This is a genomic window from Alitibacter langaaensis DSM 22999 (genome assembly GCF_003096995.1).
GTDB lineage: Bacteria > Pseudomonadota > Gammaproteobacteria > Enterobacterales > Pasteurellaceae > Exercitatus > Exercitatus langaaensis.
The window spans coordinates 91,903-110,265 of record NZ_QENU01000006.1 but is presented as its reverse complement, the minus strand read 5'-3'; the positions used below and the strand labels follow the sequence as shown (position 1 = coordinate 110,265).

The window sequence follows — 18,363 nt, the reverse complement described above, 5'->3', positions numbered from 1 at the left end:
ATTAACTTTGTTCAGCACTTTAAGTTTCTGTTTTAATTTTTTTCAAAACGAATCTTACTCGTGCCCACACAGATTGTCTGATAAATTGTTAAAGAGCAAAAAAGAACGACGCACTGGATAATCTTTTCAATTTCACAACAGCGCGTCGTTGTGTGCGGCGTATTATAGGCATTTTCAAATCCTTTGCAACCCCTTTTGCTGAAATTTTTTGAAAATTTCTCAATTTTATTTTTGAGTGATTATTTTGCATTCAAAGTGCGGTCAAAATTGGCATTATTTTTTATTTTTTGCGCAAATTATCGCCATCATCTTTATGTAATAAGCTCATTAGTAAGGCTAAAAGTATTGCAAAACTCGATGAAACTAAGAATGTATAACTAAACGCCTGTTCTAATCCCTCCGCATTTTCGCCTAGCGCGCCACGCCATAAAGCCAAAATGACGGATGAAATCGCAATGCCAAAGCCAATGCCCACTTGTTGCATCATACTTAACAGCGTAGAACCTGCGCTTGCTTGTTGAGCATTAAGATCGCCGATAGTAAGCGTGTTGACAGCGGTGAACATCAATGACATACAGGCACCATAAAACATAATAAGCGGCACATACACCCATAATGGTGTGTCTTTTGTGATTAATGCCATGGCGGCAATCGAAACGGTCATGCCAAGTGCGGTCAAAATCAGCGAAGTTTTATAACCATATTTGAACAACAATTTTGTTGCGAAGGTTTTAATTAAAATAGAGCTAACCGCAATTGGGGCGATCATTAACCCTGCCGTTTGTGCATCATAATGAAAGGCTATTTGCAGCATTAAGGGCAATAAGAACGGCACGCCTGAGCCTGAAATACGCACGAGCAAATTGCCAATCATACCTAATGTAAAGGTGCGAACTTTCCACAGTGATAATGGAATGAGCGGGTTGCTGGCTCGCTTAGCGTGATACACATAAAGAATGAGCAACCCGATGCCGCCGCCAATAAGCGCCAATGCTTTCACTTTTTGATTTAAGTCGTCCGCAATCACATCAAGCCCAAAGGTAATGCCCATTAATCCAAAAGCAAATAATAGAAAGCCGAACCAATCTAACCGCCCCGCATTGCCATAATTATTCGGCATATATTTACCCGCGATCCAAATCCCCATTAACCCAATCGGCAAATTCATCAAGAAAATCCAGTGCCAAGTCATATGAGTAACAAACCAGCCGCCCAGAATTGGCCCCACCACAGGCCCGATTAATCCTGCCATCGCCATTAAATTCCATGCGGCGATAATTTTATTTTTGGGCACATAACGAATAATCGCAAGGCGCGCTACGGGCATCATTAATGCGCCGCCAATGCCTTGCAACACCCGCGCGGCAATCAATTGGTTTAATGTTGTGGACATCGCACAGGCGACAGAGCCTAGCACAAAAACAAACACGGACACCCGAAAACTATGCAATGTACCAAAACGATCTGCCACCCAGCCACTTAATGGGATCAATGCCGCAACGGTTAATGCATAGCTAATCACTGCCATTTGCATTTCTAAGGCGGATTCATGCATATCCACGGCGATAGCGGGCAACGCGGTATTAAGAATTGTCGCATCCAGCGATTGCATAAATAGCGCTATTGCTGCGATCCAAGCTAATGGGCGATAATCTAGCGAATTACTCTTGATCGTTGTCATCCCTGTTCCTACTGCTGTTGACGATAATAACGGTGAATAAACGCGACAATTTCTGAAATTTCATTAATATTTAACCGCACTTTGCCTGTCTGCACGGGATAATCAGTAGCTACGGCTAACACATTTTCATCTAATTCAGGAAAAGGTTTGGTCATCTCTTGGCGGTGTAGCAAAATTTTAGGAATCGGCTCTTGCTTGAACCCTTCCACTAAAATCAAATCCGTCAACGCAGGGTCAAATTGGGCGGCTAAATAAGGCAAGCTTACGGGTTGTTTCGGGGTTTCAGTCATTAACGCCCAACAATTATCACACGCCATAATCACTTGGCTTGCGCCCGCCTCTTTCATGCGCCAGCTGTCTTTGCCTTCTTTATCCACGCTTGCGTTATGGTGGCTGTGCTTAATCACCGCGACACGCAGCCCAAGTGCGGTCAATTTTGGCACAATTTTTTCAAGCAACGTAGTTTTGCCACTGCCGCTATACCCTGTAATTCCCAATAATGGAATCATGCTTCATTATCCTTTACTTCATCATCATTCGCTTCAGCGTCCTTGGCTTCACCATTTTTTAAATGTGCCGCTACAAATTGTTGCAGTTCTGCAATTTCACGTTTTGCTTTATCTGACAACACTTTGTTATCTCGCAGCATTTGCTCGCTGCGCGCTTGGATATAACGTAAATAATCTTGATTTTGCGTTTGAATAAATTGTTGTTTAGAAAGGTACATTTCACGAAAATCTTTATTCGCTTGTGCAAGTAACATTTTTTGTCCGACTAGCACAAACAAGGCAAACAGCAGCACAACAATCGTAGCGTATTGCGATAGATACCATAATAATCCAGCAATCAGCAAAAGTGCGGTCACTAATGGCGAAGAATTTTTAACATAATTTTCGCTCGGCGGAGCTTGAATGAGATCTTTAAGCTTCATAATTATCCTTTCAAAAAAATAATAAAAAAATTGACCGCACTTTATAGCGCATAAGCCATAAACAAAACAGGGCAGTCTAAAACTGCCCCGAATTATATCATGCTTAGGAAAGACTACGCTAAAATACCTAGCCAGTAACCTAAAATCCCCACACCAAATAAGGCGAAGATGATGTACATTGCGTTCACTTTTTTACGCAATAACCACATACATAAGAATGTTAGCAATAATGCGGCTAAACCTGGAAGCAAGTCGTTTAATACGCTTTGTACGGTTGTCACCACTTCTTCGCCCATCACATTGGTATAGCGTGAAAGTTCAAGTGGAATGTTGATGCTCGTCCATTTGGACACCAACGCCCCCATCACAAATAGACCGAGAATAGATGCGCCTTGTGTCACTTTTTGTAAACGACCGCCACTCATATCTGACACGATTTCTGTCCCTTTTTGGTAACCATATTTAAAGCCATACCAACGGGTTAATGCACGGAAGATATTGATACCGATAAAGAATAATAATGGACCAAGAATGCTACCGCTTAACGCCAAACCTGCGCCAAGTGCGGCTAAAACTGGGCGTAATGTTCCCCAGAAAATTGGGTCGCCCACACCCGCTAATGGCCCCATTAAACCAACTTTCACCCCGCTGATTGCGGCATTATCAATCGCTGCGCCATTGGCTTTTTCTTGTTCCATTGCAGCCGTTACGCCCATAATCGCAGAACCAATCCAAGGTTGAGTGTTGAAGAACTCAAGGTGGCGTTTTAATGCCGCCGCTTGATCTTCTTTAGCTGAATATAAGCGTTTAATGGTTGGAATCATAGAAACACAGAAACCAATTGCTTGCATACGTTCAAAGTTGAAAGATCCCAAAAGGAAAGTTGAACGCCAGTAAGTTGAGCGAATATCGCCCGCTGTTAATTGTTTTTTCTCAGACATTTTCGTATTCCTTCTTATAGACCTTCAAGTTCATCATCTGCAAGCGCACGTTTAGCTTGCGTTGCCCCTTGAGCATTTTGGTTAAATTGTGGATTTAATTGGATATAAATTAACGCAAGACATCCGCCTAAGAAGCCTAAACCCACTAAGTTGTAGTTTGAGAATGAAGCAATCACAAAGCCCATAAAGAAGAATGGCATTAACGCGCCGGCACGCATCATATTGATTACCATTGCATAACCCACAACCACGATGAAGCCACCAGCAATTTGTAACCCGCGTGTTACCACTTCAGGAATCGCATGTAATGCTGCGGTTACTGTATCTGTGCCCGCCACTAATGCCACAAAGAAGGTAGGAATAGCTACGCGCAACGCTTGCAAAGAAAGCCCTGCAAAGTGACAGAACTCAATGCCGCGGAAATTGGCTTTTTCTGCAAAATCATCCGCTTTATGTTGTAAGAAAATGGTCGCTGTACGCACAAAAATGGTTAATACTTGACCTGCCGCTGCCACTGGAATGGCCACTGCGATTGCGGTTGCTTTGTCTTGACCACCTTTAATCACAAGAATTGCAGCAATTACAGACGCTAACGCTGCATCTGGCGCCATCGCCGCACCAACGTTCATCCAGCCTAACGCCAACATTTCAAGCATACCACCCACGATGATACCTGATTGTAAGTCGCCCAAAACCAAACCAATTAAGGTACAAGCCACTAATGGACGGTGTGTTTGACGTTCATCAAGCACAGAACCCATACCGCAAATTGCGGCAACTAAGGTTACTAAGAGAATTTCTAATGTAGTCATAATTGTTTCCTGAATTAGAATTGAATTACATCAAGTTTCGCTTGTGTGAGAGGCTCTTTTTTATTCGCCGCCACTTGTTGAAGTGACATATCAACACCAAGCTCCAATAATTTTTTAAACGCCGCAACGTCATCTTTATTCACGGCAACTGCTTGTGAAATTAATTTATCGCCTTCACGATAAGTCATACCGCCCACGTTCACCGTATTAATTTTCACCCCGCCTTCAATTAAGCGCACAATATCCGCTGGATTGGTTACCAACCAAATAATGTTTTTGCCCGCATATTTCGGGTTGTGCCAAACTTTAATCGCTTTTTCTACAGTGATCACATAGCCTTTCAAGTGCGGTGGCACAATTTGTAAAAGCAATTCGCGGCGAATATTATCCGTTGCCACACCATCATTAATCGCAAAAATCGCTTCGCATTTCACCGCTTTCGCCCATGATGTCATCACTTGACCATGAATCAAACGGCTGTCGATACGCAATAAAGAAATGTTCATACGACCATTTGGATCGTAATTGGCAGGCATAGAAACTGGCGCAGCAGGCGCGGTTTCTGCTTTTGCCACAGGTGCTGCAGGCTCTGGATTACGGAATGATTTCACGGCAGCTACACCTACTTCTTTCGCCGTTTCTGCAAGTTCTTCAAGACTTGCGCTATCTTTCGCATCAAGCACTTCTAACAACATTGGTAAGCTGATTCCAGTGACAATATCCGTATTCTCACGGCTCGTTGCTACACGTGCCGCGGCGTTATACGGGCTACCGCCAAATAAATCGACAAGGAACAGAACTGGCTCTTCTGCAGGCAAACTCTCTAAAATAGCATTATATTTTGCTACTAAATCATCGCCACCTTCACCAGGTAAAAATGTAACCACGTGTGTATTTTCATCTTCACCGAAAACCATTGCTGCAGAGTTTACGATTTCTTCTGAAAATTTACCGTGTGTCGCAACGATAAGATGAGTCATTTCAGATCTCCATATTTTAATTGATAATCATTAGGTTTCACGTTTCAGCTTTTCACGAAATAAAAAAGCAAACGGTTGCTGAAAGTCTCGGCTAGTCTAGTGTTATCGCGCCATTCGGTCAATTTATTTTTCGACAAAATATGATCTAGATCACACAAAATAATCAACAAAAAGTGCGGTCAAAAAATTAAAAGTTTTTTGACCGCACTTTGGGTGTCAATATAGGCTTGAATTGCCATAAAACCACTAAGTTTTACACGAATGAATTATGATGCCAACGCAAGAATTTCATCCAATAATAGCGGCAGTTCGGTGACACCTTGTCGCTCGGTGAAATGTCGATAGCCGTTGGTGGCAATATATTTGGCTTGCAAGTCTGTTGCCAGTTGTTCCGTGAAGGCGTGGTTCACAACATCATCATCTAAAGACGAGATAACCGTGCGTTGCGAAATCTGCGCAATCAATGCGTTGTAGTCTAAAGGCTGTTTGCTAAATCCGTCTAATTCAGGGAGATTCGGCAACGGTTGATTAAAACCAGACACTAAAATAGCGGCGGCGATCTTTTGCTGGCGCGCTGCTAAAAAACGTAAGGTGGCAATGCAGCCTAAACTGTGCCCGATAAAAATATCAGTGGGGTAAAGTTCGCCAATTTGGCTTGCGTGATAATCTAGCCATTCTTGCACATTAGGGTGGTTAGAATTCGGCATATCCAGCACAGTCACCAAAAACTTTTCTTTTTCTAACCGCACTTTTAGCCATTGAAACCAATGTTTTTGCGAATTAGCGGTGTAGCCATGAGTGATAAAAACGCGCTTTTGCATAATACTCTCCTTAATTTTCATTAAATATAACAAATTTCGCTGATTTTCACGTCTTTTTATTGACTGAATACAAAATTCCTTTATATTTCATCGTTTACACATCAAATCAACAACAGGAGCGTCTGTGAGCAATTCAAAACGCGAAACTTTTTCGGGGCGTCGTGCCTTTATTTTAGCTGCCATTGGTTCAGCCGTTGGCTTAGGAAACATTTGGCGTTTCCCTTATACCACCTATGAAAATGGGGGCGGTGCATTTATTATTCCTTATATCGTGGCATTATTAACCGCGGGAATCCCTTTATTATTCTTAGACTATGCCATCGGGCATCGTCACCGTGGTGGCGCGCCATTGTCATATCGCCGTTTCCATCGCCACTTTGAAACCTTTGGTTGGTGGCAAGTGATGGTGAATGTGATCATCGGCTTGTATTATGCGGTGGTATTAGGCTGGGCAGCCACTTATACTTACTTCTCTTTCACGGGTGCGTGGGGCAACGATCCTGTGCAGTTCTTCGTGGGAGAATTCTTAAAAATGGGCGATATTAACCAAGGTGTCAGCACCGAATTTGTGGGTATGGTAGTCGGTCCATTAATTGCGGTTTGGATTGTGGCATTAGGGGTATTAGCCCTTGGTGTGCAAAAAGGGATTTCTCGTTCATCGAGCATTCTTATGCCAATTCTCGTGGTGATGTTTATCACTTTGGTGGTGTCATCGCTGTTCTTAGACGGCGCAGCAAAAGGCTTAAACGCGCTGTTCACGCCTGATTGGTCAAAATTATCTGATCCAAGTGTTTGGATTGCTGCTTATGGTCAAATCTTCTTCTCGCTGTCAATTTGTTTCGGCATTATGATTACCTACGCTTCTTATTTGAAAAAAGATTCAGATTTAACAGGCACGGGCTTAGTCGTGGGCTTTGCCAACTCAAGTTTTGAATTGTTAGCGGGTATCGGCGTATTCGCCGCCTTAGGCTTTATGGCAACCGCACAAGGCGTGGAAGTCAACGAAGTGGCGAAAGGCGGAATTGGCTTAGCGTTCTTCGCATTCCCAACCATTATTAACCAGGCCCCATTTGGTGAAGTGTTAGGTGTATTATTCTTCGGCTCACTCACTTTCGCCGCGCTCACCTCATTTATTTCGGTAATCGAAGTGATTATTTCTGCCGTGCAAGATAAATTACACGTTCGCCGTTCAAAAGTGACCTTCCTTGTGGGCTTACCAATGATGGTGGTTTCCGTGTTCTTATTCGGCACAACCACAGGCTTACCAATGCTAGACGTATTCGATAAATTCGTAAACTACTTTGGTATCGTCGCCGTTGCCTTTGTGTCGCTCATTGCTATCGTGGCAAATGAAAAATTAGGCTTACTCGGCAATCACATTAATGAAACCTCTTCATTCAAAGTTGGCTTTATCTGGCGTTTATGCATCGTGTTAACCACAGGGATTTTAGCCTTTATGCTCTTCAGTGAAGGGGCAAAAGTATTCAGCGAAGGCTACGGTGGTTATCCAAACTGGTTCATCAATATTTTTGGTTGGGGTATGGCAATCGCTCTTGTGGTTGTTGCATTCTTGCTCTCTCGCCTAAAATGGAAAAACGAAACCTTAGCAGAACATAAAGGAGAAGAATAATGTCAACCAGCGCAATAATTATGATGACAGTGGCACTTGTCATCATTTGGGGCGGATTAATCTTATCGGTTCTTCGCCTACCAAAAGAATAAAATTCTCGACCGCACTTAATCGCAAAAAGTGCGGTCAATTTTTGCAAAATTTTGACAGAAACTTTTTTCAGATTGTTTTGTCACACTCAAGCTCGCCACATTTTGTGGCGTATTTTTATGATTATTTAAAAAGGACTAATTATGGCAGCTGAACAAGCACAAGAAGCCGCGCAACATGTTGATGTTCAAGCGGAAGCAGCAAAAGTGATCGATCACGTGAGTTCATTAGATATGAACCAAATCCTGAATGATTATCTCATTCCTTATGGCACAAAAATCCTATTAGCCATTGCTATCTTTATCTTTGGTAAATGGATTGCACGCTTTATCAGCAATTTACTCGGCAAAGCCGCATTTGCATCAACCAAAGATGAAATGTTACAAAGTTTTGTAAAATCAATCAGTTATTTCTTATTATTATTGATTGTGGTGATCGCCGCGCTTTCACAATTAGGCATTAATACAAGCTCACTCGTTGCCTTAATCGGTGCGGCGGGTTTAGCAATTGGTTTGTCATTGCAAAATTCGTTACAAAACTTTGCCGCGGGCGTGATGTTGTTAATTTTCAAACCATTCCGCAAAGGGGATTTAATTGAAACAGGCGGTATGACGGGTATCGTTGAACAAATGGGATTGTTGGTATTAGAGTTACGCACAGGCGACAACAAAACAGTACTCATTCCAAACGGCAAAGTGTTTTCTGACAGCATTGTGAACAACTCGAACAATGAAACTCGCCGTATCGACTTTACTTTTGATATTTCTTACGATTCAAACTTAAAACAAGCGAAAGAGATTATTGCGCGCATCTTGGCAGACAACAGCCTTGTGTTAAAAAATCCTGAGCCAGTTATTGCGGTGGGTGCATTAGCGTCAAGCAGCGTACAATTAGTCGTGCGCCCTTGGGTGAAAACCGCTGATTATTGGACGGCATACTGGGGTATCACCGAGAGTGTAAAATTAGAATTTGATCACGCAGGCATTGAAATTCCATTTAACCAAATGGCATTGCATCTTCCTGAAAACGCCTCTGTTTCAGTCAACAAATAGGAAAATATTTTGCGCAAGTGCGGTCAATTTTGACCGCATTTTTTGTTTTTTTCTCTGATTTATGTTTTAATAAACGCCCATTACATAATCGTATTAAGGTTTAATCGATGTATTCAGGTCTCATTATTGGAATGCTATTCGGCATTCTGCTCCAACGTGGACAATTCTGTTTTGTCTCAGGATTTCGTCAAATTCATCAACAAAAATCATACGCCTTTTTGACCGCACTTTTCCTTGCTGTAAGCATTCAATCTGTGGGTTTATTTACGCTTGCGCAGCTAGATATGATGACAATTCCCTCTTCGCCATTGCCGTTATTGGCGACGCTGATCGGTGGATTGTTATTTGGCTTTGGTATGGTGCTGTCAAATTGCTGCGGGAGTGGCGCTTGGTTTCGCTCTGGCGAAGGCGCGTTAGGCAGTTTTATTGCCTTAGTTGCCTTTGCACTGACGATGGCAGCCACTCAAACTGGCGCACTAAAAAACTGGGTAAATGCCTTGTTAGCCGATCCCATAGAAATGGATAACATTCACAACTCGCTGGAAATTTCGCCGTGGATTTTAGTGGCATTATTACTCGTCATCACCATCGCTCTTGTTCGACACCAAACCAAGCAATCAGAGCCAACTCACACCCATTTTGGTCCAATATTAACAGGATCGCTCATCGGTTTATTAGCTATTGCCGCTTGGTATTTTAGCGCGCAAACAGGGCGGAATTATGGCTTTGGCATCGCCGTTCCTTCGGCTAACGTGGTGCAATATTTAGTCACGGGACAACAACGTTATCTTAACTGGGGAAGCTTGTTTGTGATTGGTATTCTGCTTGGCTCATGGCTGAGTGCAAAACTTAAGGGAGAGCTCAATCTTCGCGTGCCAGAACCACAAGATTTTCTACGCCGCATTGCAGGAGGGGTGATAATGGGATTGGGCGCAGCGTTAGCTGGCGGTTGTACTGTAACTAACAGCTTAGTCGCCACAGCGTATTTCTCATGGCAAGGCTGGATCGCAACGATAATGATCTTTTTCGGTAGCTGGATTGCCACTTTGCTCTTTAAACGTTCATAAGGAAAAATAATGAAAATTTTAACCGCACTTTTAGCAAGCAGCTTCGCTCTTGCTCTCACAGGCTGCGATGATCGCACGGTGAAAACAATCGAAACCGCAGAGTTAATCAAAAACCTGAATAATCCCGAATATGTGATTATTGATACCCGCCAAGACAGCTTATATAACGGCTTTAAAGACAAAAATGCGACACGGGGTGGGCATATCAAAGGTGCTATTCAATTCACAACGGAATGGTTAGACGGTATCGCTGAAGATAAATTTGAAAGTTTTGCCGCGGGAAAAGGGATAAATAAACAAAAAACCTTGGTGTTTTATGATACCAATCCAGATAATTTAGAGCGCGTTTCGGCGGAGTTTGCCGCAAGAGGCTACAAAGTGCGTGTTTTTAAGGATTTTCTGAATTATGCCAACGCCAATGAAAATCCATTAGAGCTTTTCCCGAATTTTCAGTATAGCGTTTCGCCTCAATGGATTTATGCGGTAATGCAAGGGGAAAAACCAGAAACCTACAATAATCACGATTTTATGGTGTTTGAAGTGTCGTGGGGGCCATTGGAAAAAGCCAAAGCTTATACCCAACATATCGTTGGCGCTTATCATTTTAATACTGATTGGATTGAAAATGATCCGATGTGGAATTTATCTGATCCGAAAACCATTGAAGCCAACTTGCTGAAAAACGGCATCACTAAAGATAAAACCATTATCTTGTATTCCGATAATCAATTAGCGGCTTATCGTCTATTTTGGACGTTAAAATGGGCGGGCGTGAATGATGTGCGTGTGTTAAATGGCAACTTAGCCACTTGGGTGGATGCTAATCTACCAACAGAAACCCAAGTGAATATTCCGAAACCAGAAAGCCAATTTGGTGCAGTGATTCCTGCGAATCCACAAATTGATATTTCTACGCCACAACAGGCGATTGAAGCGCAGTCAGCAGGATTAAAACTAATCAGCAACCGCTCTTGGGATGAATATCAAGGCAAAATCAGCGGTTATGATTATATTCCTGGCAAGGGCGAGCCACAGGGCGCAATTTGGGGATTTGCTGGCACAGATTCTTCCAATATGGCGGATTATTACGATCCCGACAACACTTTGCGTAACCCGAATGAAATCTTTGCCCTCTGGGAAACCCAAGGCATTAAGCAAGGCGATAAACTTGCGTTCTATTGCGGCACAGGTTGGCGGGCTGGTGTGCCTTGGTTTATCACTCAACTCGCGGGCTGGCAAGATACCTATGTATATGACGGCGGCTGGAATATGTGGCAAATGGATTCAAAATTTCCAGTGCAAAAAGGCGCACCGAACAATATGAGCAAACCTGATGCTAAAAATGACTTCGGCAAGGTGATGAAAAAAGGCGCATCTTGTAAGAGTTAAACGCTGAAATTGCTGAAAAGTGCGGTCAAATTTGGCCGCATTTTTATTTTTCCTTTAGCCGCTATTTTCAAGTATAATCAATCTAATTTTCATAACTTAAATGGTTACTCAATGAAAAAGAATGTTTACAACTTACTTTCGCTCGCAATTTTGACCGCACTTTACAGCGCACACAGCTCAGCGAACAGTCAAGATTTACACTTACAATGCTTAAATGGCGTGCCGCAGTTTACGGGCGAACCGATTACAGGCAACGCTAACGAACAACCTGTTTATATCGAAGCAGATGATGCAGATATTGTGAACCCTTCCCGCGCTACTTATCGTGGCGATGTGGATCTAAAACAGGGCAATCGCCATTTAAAAGCACCTGAAGTTGAAGTAACACAAAATGGCGAAGGTGATGCCGCGCAACGCTATGCCTATGCAAAAGGGAAATTTGCTTACCAAGATGAGCAAATCAGTCTTTCGGGCAACGATGCCAAAGTCCATTTGAATAGTAAAGACACTGATGTGGCAAATGCCAATTATCAGTTTGTTGGTCGTCAAGGGCGAGGCACAGCTGAAAGCTCAGAAATGCGTGAAGGCTATCGTTTGCTCAAAAATGCCACTTTCACTTCCTGCTTGCCTAATGATAATTCCTGGGAAATTGAAGCCAGCGAAATGAAACAGCACATCAAAGAAGAATATGCTGAAATGTGGCATTCTCGCTTTAAAATCGCGGGCGTTCCTGTGTTCTATCTGCCTTATATGCAAATGCCGATTGGTGATCGCCGCCGTTCTGGCTTGTTGATGCCTAGCGCGGGAATATCTAGCCGTGACGGCTTTTGGTATGCACAGCCTATTTATTGGAATATTGCGCCTAATTATGATGCTACGTTCACACCGAAATATATGTCTGATCGCGGTTGGCAACTAAATTCAGAATTTCGTTATTTAACCTCATTAGGCGAGGGTGTTATTGCTGGCGAATATCTTAACAAAGACCGTTATGAAGACTACGCCGACAAAGACCAATCACGTCATTTATTCCATTGGAAACACTTTGCTAGCCTATTTGGTGACTGGCGTTTAAATATTGACTACACCAAAGTCAGCGATCGCCGCTATTTTTCTGATTTTGACTCGACATATGGTAGCAGCACAGATGGTTATGCGACACAAACTGCAAAATTAATCTATAACCAACCGAACTGGAACTTCGCTATTTCAGCCAAGCAATATCAAGTTTTTGATGATGTAGAAATTGGCCCATATAAAGCCTTACCGCAAATTGATTTCAATTATTACAAAAACAATCTGGCTAACGGCTGGGCAGACTTTAAACTCTATGCACAAGCTGTTCGTTTTGATAACACCAGTTCAGAAATGCCGACAGCCTGGCGTTACCATTTAGAACCGAGTTTAAATATTCCATTGGCAAACCGTTACGGCAGCCTGAATATTGAAACAAAACTCTATGCAAGCCACTACCAACAGCATGAAGGAATAGGGGTTGATGCGGATATTGAACATTCAGTAAACCGTGTTATTCCACAAATTAAAGCTGATTTTCAATCTGTATTAGCCAGCGATGAAACCTTTATTAAAGGATATACGCAAACTATTGAGCCACATATTCAATATTTATATCGTCCATATCGCAATCAAAGCAATATCGGTTCAAAACGTAACTCAAAATATCTGGGTTTAGGTTATGACTCTGCGTTATTGCAACAAGATTATTTCTCTTTATTCCGCGATCGTCGTTATAGTGGTTTAGATCGAATCGCATCCGCTAACCAATTTACCTTGGGCGGCACAACGCGTTTCTATGATCAAAATGCAGAAGAACGTTTTAACCTATCCTTAGGGCAAATTATTTATCTGAACAATTCACGCATTGATAACACCACTGAAAACAGTACCACAGGTCGCGCGTCATCTTGGGCATTGGAAAGTAACTGGAAAATCAGTGACAAATGGAATTGGCGTGGCAGTTATCAATATGACACCCGTTTAGATCACGCTTCATTGGTAAATAGTACACTCGAATATAATCCCGAAGGCGAAAACCTGATTCAGCTAAACTATCGCTATGCCAGTAAACAATATATCGACCAAAACTTGACTTCAAGTGCAAACCGCTATAATCAAGATATTAAACAACTGGGTACAACAGTCGCTTGGGAATTAGGCGACCAATGGGCAGTTGTGGGACGTTATTATCATGATTTAGGCATCAACAAACCTGTTGAACAATATGCTGGTGTACAATACAACACTTGTTGTTGGTCTGCGGGAATTGGCGTGCGCCGTTATGTCGTGAGTGAAAGTGCCAAACGTAAATATGCAGACAGTAAAGATGCTATCTATGACAATAGCGTCAACTTCACCATTGAACTGAAAGGCTTAGGGAGAAACGACCATTATAGTGGCCTAGTGGATATGCTTGATAAAGGCATGCTTCCATATGTTAAGCCATTCAATTTATAAGAAAAAACTTACACAAAATTAAGAAAACAAAGGCGAGAGAATATTCTCGCCTTTTTTATCATGATTAAAAATTATAATGTGGAATAAATATCGAAACGATGGTTCTTGGTTTCGCGGCTAAAGTGCGGTCGAATTTGCGCAAGAAATTCGGCGTAATCCGGTCGCTTCACTACCACGCGTTTTTTTGCCAAGGCAAGCGCTGGCGCTAATAAGCTATCTGAATCCAAATCTGCGCCAACTAAATGCTGAAACACGCGCATTTCCTTTTTCACCAAGGCGGATTTCTGTTTATGCGGATACATAGGATCAAGATACACTACATCCGCAAAGTCTGTGTCTGGGTTTAATTCATGAATATGAGAAACGGGCAATAACCGCATATTTTGCTGCATTATCTCGCCAATTTCTGCATCAGCGTAAGCACGTTGCAAGCCGTCTTCTAATAATAAACGCACCACAGGATGGCGCTCCACCAAACGCACTTGGCAACCAAGCGCCGCCAGCACAAAAGCATCACGCCCTAAACCCGCCGTAGCATCAATCACCGTAGGAAATTCCGTTCCCTTAATGCCTACCGCTTTTGCCACCGCTTCACCTCGCCCACCACCAAATTTACGGCGATGCGCCATTGTGCCACCCACAAAATCAACAAAAACCGCACCCAGTTTAGGTTCATCAAGTTTGCGTAATTCTAACCGCACTTGGTCATCCACTTGGGTTTGCACTAACGCCAATGGGCTGTCAGCATTATGGTGCAGCCCTTTTTCAGCGCAAAGTGCGGTGAAAATTTCAGGTGTTTTTGTTTCGCAAATTAATTGAATCATCATTGCCTATTTTCGCACCAGCCACACGCCCGATTCCGTATGATCGGTGTAAGGGAATTGATCAAACAATGCCGCCCGTTCAATGCGATGTGTTTGCGTTAAGGTTTGCAAATTATCGCATAATGTATGCGGATTGCAGGAAATATACAAAATGCGATCATAGTTTTGCACTAATTTTACCGTATCCGCATCAAGCCCCGCACGAGGCGGATCCACAAAAATGGTATTGCATTCATAACTGCTTAAATCAATGTCTTTTAAACGATTAAACGCTCGCACACCATTCATGGCTTGGGTAAATTCTTCTGCCGACATACGAATAATCTGCAAATTATCGATCTGATTGGCTGCAATATTAAACTGCGCTGCCGCTACGGACGGTTTAGCAATTTCTGTTGCTAGCACTTTCCGAAAGTTTTGCGCAAGAGCGATAGAAAAATTACCGTTGCCACAATAAAGTTCTAATAAATCACCTTGGCTCCCGCGTGTACAATCAATCGCCCATTCCAACATTTTGCTGTTTACCCTCGCATTCGGTTGAGTAAAACTGTTTTCCACTTGGCGATACACATAATTTTTACCATTGACCGCCAGCACTTCGTCCACAAAATCTTGGGTTAAGCAAATTTTCTGCTTGGTTGCCCGCCCAATAATATGCACATTAAAATCGAGTGATTCTAACCGCACTTTTAACGCTTGCGCCGCCGCTTCCCACTGTTCATCAAGCTTTTTGTGATACAGCAAACTCACAATGATTTTATTGCTCAAGGTGCTGAGATAATCAATTTGAAACAGTTTCCGCGTTAATACGTCTTGTTGTTTTAATAGGGGCAATAATATGGTCATCATACGATTGATCAATTCGCTCGCAATCGGGAAATGATCCACTCGATAACGTTGCTTGGTGTTTTGATCAAACATAATATGATACAAATCACCTTGATCGTGCCATACTCGAAACTCCGCACGCATTCGGAAATGTTGAGCTGGCGAAGCAAATAGCTCAAGTTTAGGCGCCGCAAAAGGGGACAAAAGTGCGGTCAATTTTTGGCATTTTTTTGCTAATAATTCGTCATATTGTTCAATAGGTAAGGATTGCATTAGGTTTGAATTTCTTTCTCTATTCATCATGGGCGGATTTTAACATAGGCAAAAACAAAAGGCTTGATTTCTCAAGCCTTTTCGTTCATTTGGTAGGGGAATTAGTCTGCGCTGCTCATATCTTCAAGGCTATCCGCTACCACACCAGATAAGGTATAGACACGTTTAGTTTTGCCCGTTAATGAGCGATATTTATTCCATGTTTTCTCAAAGAAAGTTTCTGGCTGACGTTTCCCTTTGCACATTGCCACAAAATCTTTTTCTTCTGCTGTTTTGGCTTCACGCTCACCTAAATCTAAGGCTTTAAACGCTTGACCATATTGCTCTAACACTTGTGCTTCTTTAATGGTATAGTCACCGTGACGTGAAAAGCCACGCGGATAATTTTTATCGTCGAAGAAACGACGTTCAACACTGAAACTCTCAGCCATTTTATACTCCTAAGGGATATTATTTTTTCAATAATTCGATAACAGTTTTTACGTAGTCACCCACAAAATCGTCATGAGACAAACCTTCTGGATTTACGCGGAATTTATTATTTACATAAAAATCTGGCACGCCGTGCACTTGGAATAGTTCAACTAAATTCTGTTGTTTTTTCGTCAATGCGGTTACCGCAAAGCTGCTGATGCCACCATCAAATTGTTCAGCTGTTACGCCATTGTCGATAAATTTTTGACGAATATCATCCATAGATTTGAATGCGTTTGCCTGTGCAGCTTCAAACAATGCAGGTTTTACTTTATCTTCCACGCCCAATGCCATCGCTAACGCCCAAGCACGCGTTAAGTTTGCGCCTTGTAGGCCTAAAAAATCCACATGATATTGTTTGAATGTTGCGTCTTTAGGTAAGTCCGCTTTAACCTTTGCAGGGATTTTATACTGCATTTCAAAGTTATAACAATGTGGGCAATAGAAAGAGAAAAACTCAATCACTTCAGGCTGAGCAGAACGTTCTTGACTTAAGGTAATATATTGTTCGCCATCTTTTAATTCTGCAGCTTGCGCATTAAAACCTGTTATTGCAGCGGCTACCGCTACCAAAGAAAAAAGAAATTTTTTCATCATTTATCCTTATTTAATAATACCGCGCGCTTTTAATAGCGCTGTTTTAAAATCTTCTTCGTAGTCTTTTTTGATGCCTGGAATAGGATCAAATTTACCCGCATCACGCATTTTTAATTGATAAATAATCACTTCGTCCGATAATTCCGCTAACGGTTTATCAAAACCCGCTTCATCCGCAATGCTTTGTAAAATTTGCATTAAGCTCATTTCTGGGTCTTTTTTAGACCAATATGGTTGTAAAAGTTCTAATACTTCATTCAAACGATGACATTTCATAAAATTTTCCTTTAAAATTAGCTAACGCAGAATGATACTTGAATTAGGGGCAATTGACAAACAATGATCACAATAAGTGCGGTAATTTTAGCTGGCGGATTGGCTCGGCGAATGAATGGCGCAGATAAAGGCTTGCAACTTTTGAATGGCAAACCTTTAGTGGCGCATATTTTAGAACGGCTCACACCCCAAATCCGTCAAATTTCCATTAATGCTAACCGCAGTTTGACTGATTATGCCCAATTTGGCGTGCCGATTTTTTGTGATGAAATCGAAGGTTTCCAAGGGGCATTAAGCGGTATATTAACCGCGTTACGCCACGCCACAACCGACAATGTGCTATTTGTTCCCTGCGATAGTCCGTACTTGCCGCTAAATTTAGTAGAAAAATTAAAAAGTGCGGTGGAAAATCAGCAAGTTTTAGCCGCTTATGCTCATGATGGAGAACGAGATCACCCCACTTTTTGCTTACTTTCTTGCCAATTATCGACCGCACTTGAAGATTATCTTGCCCGCGGTGAACGCCGAATGCTGATTTTTATGCGCGAACAAGGGGCGGCAAAAGTGGACTTTTCTGAACAAAAAAACGCTTTTCGTAATTTCAACACATTGGCAGATTTACAGGAGAAACCATAATGCGATGCCCATGGGCTGGCGACAGCCAAATTTATATTGATTACCACGACAATGAATGGGGAAAACCCCAATTCGACAGTTTAAAACTCTTTGAAAAACTTTGTCTTGAAGGGCAACAAGCGGGGCTTTCATGGATTACGGTATTGAAAAAACGTGAGACCTATCGTGCTGCATTTCATCAATTTGATCCTGAAAAAATCGCTCAAATGACCGCTGATGATATTGATAAATTAATGCAAAATGCAGGGTTAATTCGACATCGTGCCAAATTAGAAGCCATTGTTAAAAATGCCAAGGCTTATCTTGCCATGCAAAAGTGCGGTGAAAATTTCAGCCATTTTGTATGGTCTTTTGTCGATCATCGTCCACAAATTAACGATGTTGCCAATCTCAGCGCCATCCCAAGCAAAACCGAAACCTCTAAAGCACTTTCTAAAGCCTTAAAAAAACGTGGATTTGTTTTTGTTGGCGAAACCACCTGCTATGCATTTATGCAATCTATGGGATTGGTTGATGATCATTTAAATGATTGTTTTTGCAAGACAAAAACGGTTTGAGGTATTTAAAAATAGAGGCTGTTATCTTT

The 18,363-nt window shown here is 42.1% G+C and carries 20 protein-coding genes; 8 read left to right on the top strand and 12 right to left on the bottom strand.

Annotated elements, in window-relative coordinates; all coding sequences use genetic code 11:
- Positions 1-280: 280 nt before the first annotated feature.
- The 7 genes from C8D76_RS05835 to C8D76_RS05805 form a co-directional block, all read right to left on the bottom strand.
- On the bottom strand, positions 281-1,681 hold the full coding sequence (locus tag C8D76_RS05835; RefSeq protein ID WP_116631852.1) for a DHA2 family efflux MFS transporter permease subunit: 1,401 nt from the start codon (positions 1,679-1,681) through the stop codon (positions 281-283).
- An 8-nt stretch (positions 1,682-1,689) separates the two neighbouring features.
- Positions 1,690-2,190, bottom strand: a complete 501-nt coding sequence (mobB, locus tag C8D76_RS05830) for a molybdopterin-guanine dinucleotide biosynthesis protein B (protein WP_116631851.1) — start codon at positions 2,188-2,190, stop codon at positions 1,690-1,692.
- Positions 2,187-2,612: a hypothetical protein gene (locus tag C8D76_RS05825; protein WP_116631850.1), complete on the bottom strand. Its 426-nt coding sequence runs from the start codon at positions 2,610-2,612 to the stop codon at positions 2,187-2,189. Before C8D76_RS05825 ends, mobB begins: the two co-directional genes overlap by 4 nt.
- 113 nt (positions 2,613-2,725) lie before the next feature.
- A complete protein-coding gene (gene manZ / locus C8D76_RS05820) occupies positions 2,726-3,553 on the bottom strand; it encodes a PTS mannose transporter subunit IID (RefSeq protein ID WP_116631849.1) in 828 nt (275 codons plus the stop codon).
- 14 nt (positions 3,554-3,567) lie between these two features.
- Positions 3,568-4,365 carry a PTS mannose/fructose/sorbose transporter subunit IIC gene (locus C8D76_RS05815; protein WP_116631848.1) on the bottom strand — a complete coding sequence of 266 codons (798 nt, stop codon included), beginning with the start codon at positions 4,363-4,365 and terminating at the stop codon, positions 3,568-3,570.
- A gap of 14 nt (positions 4,366-4,379) precedes the next feature.
- Positions 4,380-5,345 (bottom strand): mannose/fructose/sorbose PTS transporter subunit IIA, encoded by a 966-nt coding sequence (locus C8D76_RS05810; protein WP_116631847.1) that lies wholly within the window; start codon positions 5,343-5,345, stop codon positions 4,380-4,382.
- Between the two features lie 266 nt (positions 5,346-5,611).
- Positions 5,612-6,166, bottom strand: coding sequence for an RBBP9/YdeN family alpha/beta hydrolase (locus C8D76_RS05805; RefSeq protein WP_116631846.1), 555 nt, complete (start codon positions 6,164-6,166; stop codon positions 5,612-5,614).
- A gap of 124 nt (positions 6,167-6,290) precedes the next feature.
- On the opposite strand from C8D76_RS05805, the gene C8D76_RS05800 reads away from it, so the two are divergent.
- From C8D76_RS05800 to lptD, 6 genes are all read left to right on the top strand, one after another.
- Entirely contained in the window at positions 6,291-7,796 is a 1,506-nt protein-coding gene (locus tag C8D76_RS05800; RefSeq protein WP_116631845.1) for a sodium-dependent transporter, read from the top strand.
- Positions 7,796-7,888 carry a methionine/alanine import family NSS transporter small subunit gene (locus tag C8D76_RS05795; protein ID WP_116631844.1) on the top strand — a complete coding sequence of 31 codons (93 nt, stop codon included), beginning with the start codon at positions 7,796-7,798 and terminating at the stop codon, positions 7,886-7,888. The genes C8D76_RS05800 and C8D76_RS05795 overlap by 1 nt, the downstream gene beginning before the upstream one ends.
- A 141-nt stretch (positions 7,889-8,029) precedes the next feature.
- Positions 8,030-8,938 carry a mechanosensitive ion channel family protein gene (locus C8D76_RS05790; protein WP_116631843.1) on the top strand — a complete coding sequence of 303 codons (909 nt, stop codon included), beginning with the start codon at positions 8,030-8,032 and terminating at the stop codon, positions 8,936-8,938.
- A 107-nt stretch (positions 8,939-9,045) separates the two neighbouring features.
- On the top strand, positions 9,046-10,005 hold the full coding sequence (locus tag C8D76_RS05785) for a YeeE/YedE family protein (protein WP_116631842.1): 960 nt from the start codon (positions 9,046-9,048) through the stop codon (positions 10,003-10,005).
- Between the two features lie 9 nt (positions 10,006-10,014).
- Entirely contained in the window at positions 10,015-11,394 is a 1,380-nt protein-coding gene (locus tag C8D76_RS05780; protein ID WP_207775005.1) for a rhodanese-like domain-containing protein, read from the top strand.
- Between the two features lie 111 nt (positions 11,395-11,505).
- Complete coding sequence (gene lptD, locus C8D76_RS05775; RefSeq protein ID WP_116631856.1) at positions 11,506-13,869, top strand: LPS assembly protein LptD; 2,364 nt, start codon at positions 11,506-11,508, stop codon at positions 13,867-13,869.
- 71 nt (positions 13,870-13,940) lie between these two features.
- On the opposite strand, the gene C8D76_RS05770 is transcribed toward lptD, so the two are convergent.
- From C8D76_RS05770 to C8D76_RS05750, 5 genes are all read right to left on the bottom strand, one after another.
- Positions 13,941-14,696, bottom strand: a complete 756-nt coding sequence (locus tag C8D76_RS05770; protein ID WP_116631841.1) for a class I SAM-dependent methyltransferase — start codon at positions 14,694-14,696, stop codon at positions 13,941-13,943.
- Positions 14,697-14,699: 3 nt separating this feature from the next.
- Positions 14,700-15,794, bottom strand: a complete 1,095-nt coding sequence (trmA, locus tag C8D76_RS05765; RefSeq protein WP_116631840.1) for a tRNA (uridine(54)-C5)-methyltransferase TrmA — start codon at positions 15,792-15,794, stop codon at positions 14,700-14,702.
- A gap of 101 nt (positions 15,795-15,895) precedes the next feature.
- The gene (locus tag C8D76_RS05760; RefSeq protein ID WP_116631839.1) at positions 15,896-16,225 is read right to left on the bottom strand and encodes a MaoP family protein; all 330 of its coding nucleotides are present in this window, start codon (positions 16,223-16,225) and stop codon (positions 15,896-15,898) included.
- A 19-nt stretch (positions 16,226-16,244) separates the two neighbouring features.
- Positions 16,245-16,862 carry a thiol:disulfide interchange protein DsbA gene (gene dsbA, locus C8D76_RS05755; protein WP_116631838.1) on the bottom strand — a complete coding sequence of 206 codons (618 nt, stop codon included), beginning with the start codon at positions 16,860-16,862 and terminating at the stop codon, positions 16,245-16,247.
- A 9-nt stretch (positions 16,863-16,871) separates the two neighbouring features.
- The gene (locus tag C8D76_RS05750; protein WP_116631837.1) at positions 16,872-17,141 is read right to left on the bottom strand and encodes a YihD family protein; all 270 of its coding nucleotides are present in this window, start codon (positions 17,139-17,141) and stop codon (positions 16,872-16,874) included.
- A 63-nt stretch (positions 17,142-17,204) separates the two neighbouring features.
- Between C8D76_RS05750 and mobA the strand changes: the two genes are divergently transcribed.
- A complete protein-coding gene (gene mobA / locus C8D76_RS05745) occupies positions 17,205-17,777 on the top strand; it encodes a molybdenum cofactor guanylyltransferase MobA (protein ID WP_116631836.1) in 573 nt (190 codons plus the stop codon).
- Positions 17,777-18,334: a DNA-3-methyladenine glycosylase I gene (locus C8D76_RS05740; protein ID WP_116631835.1), complete on the top strand. Its 558-nt coding sequence runs from the start codon at positions 17,777-17,779 to the stop codon at positions 18,332-18,334. The genes mobA and C8D76_RS05740 overlap by 1 nt, the downstream gene beginning before the upstream one ends.
- The last annotated feature ends 29 nt before the right edge of the window (positions 18,335-18,363 follow it).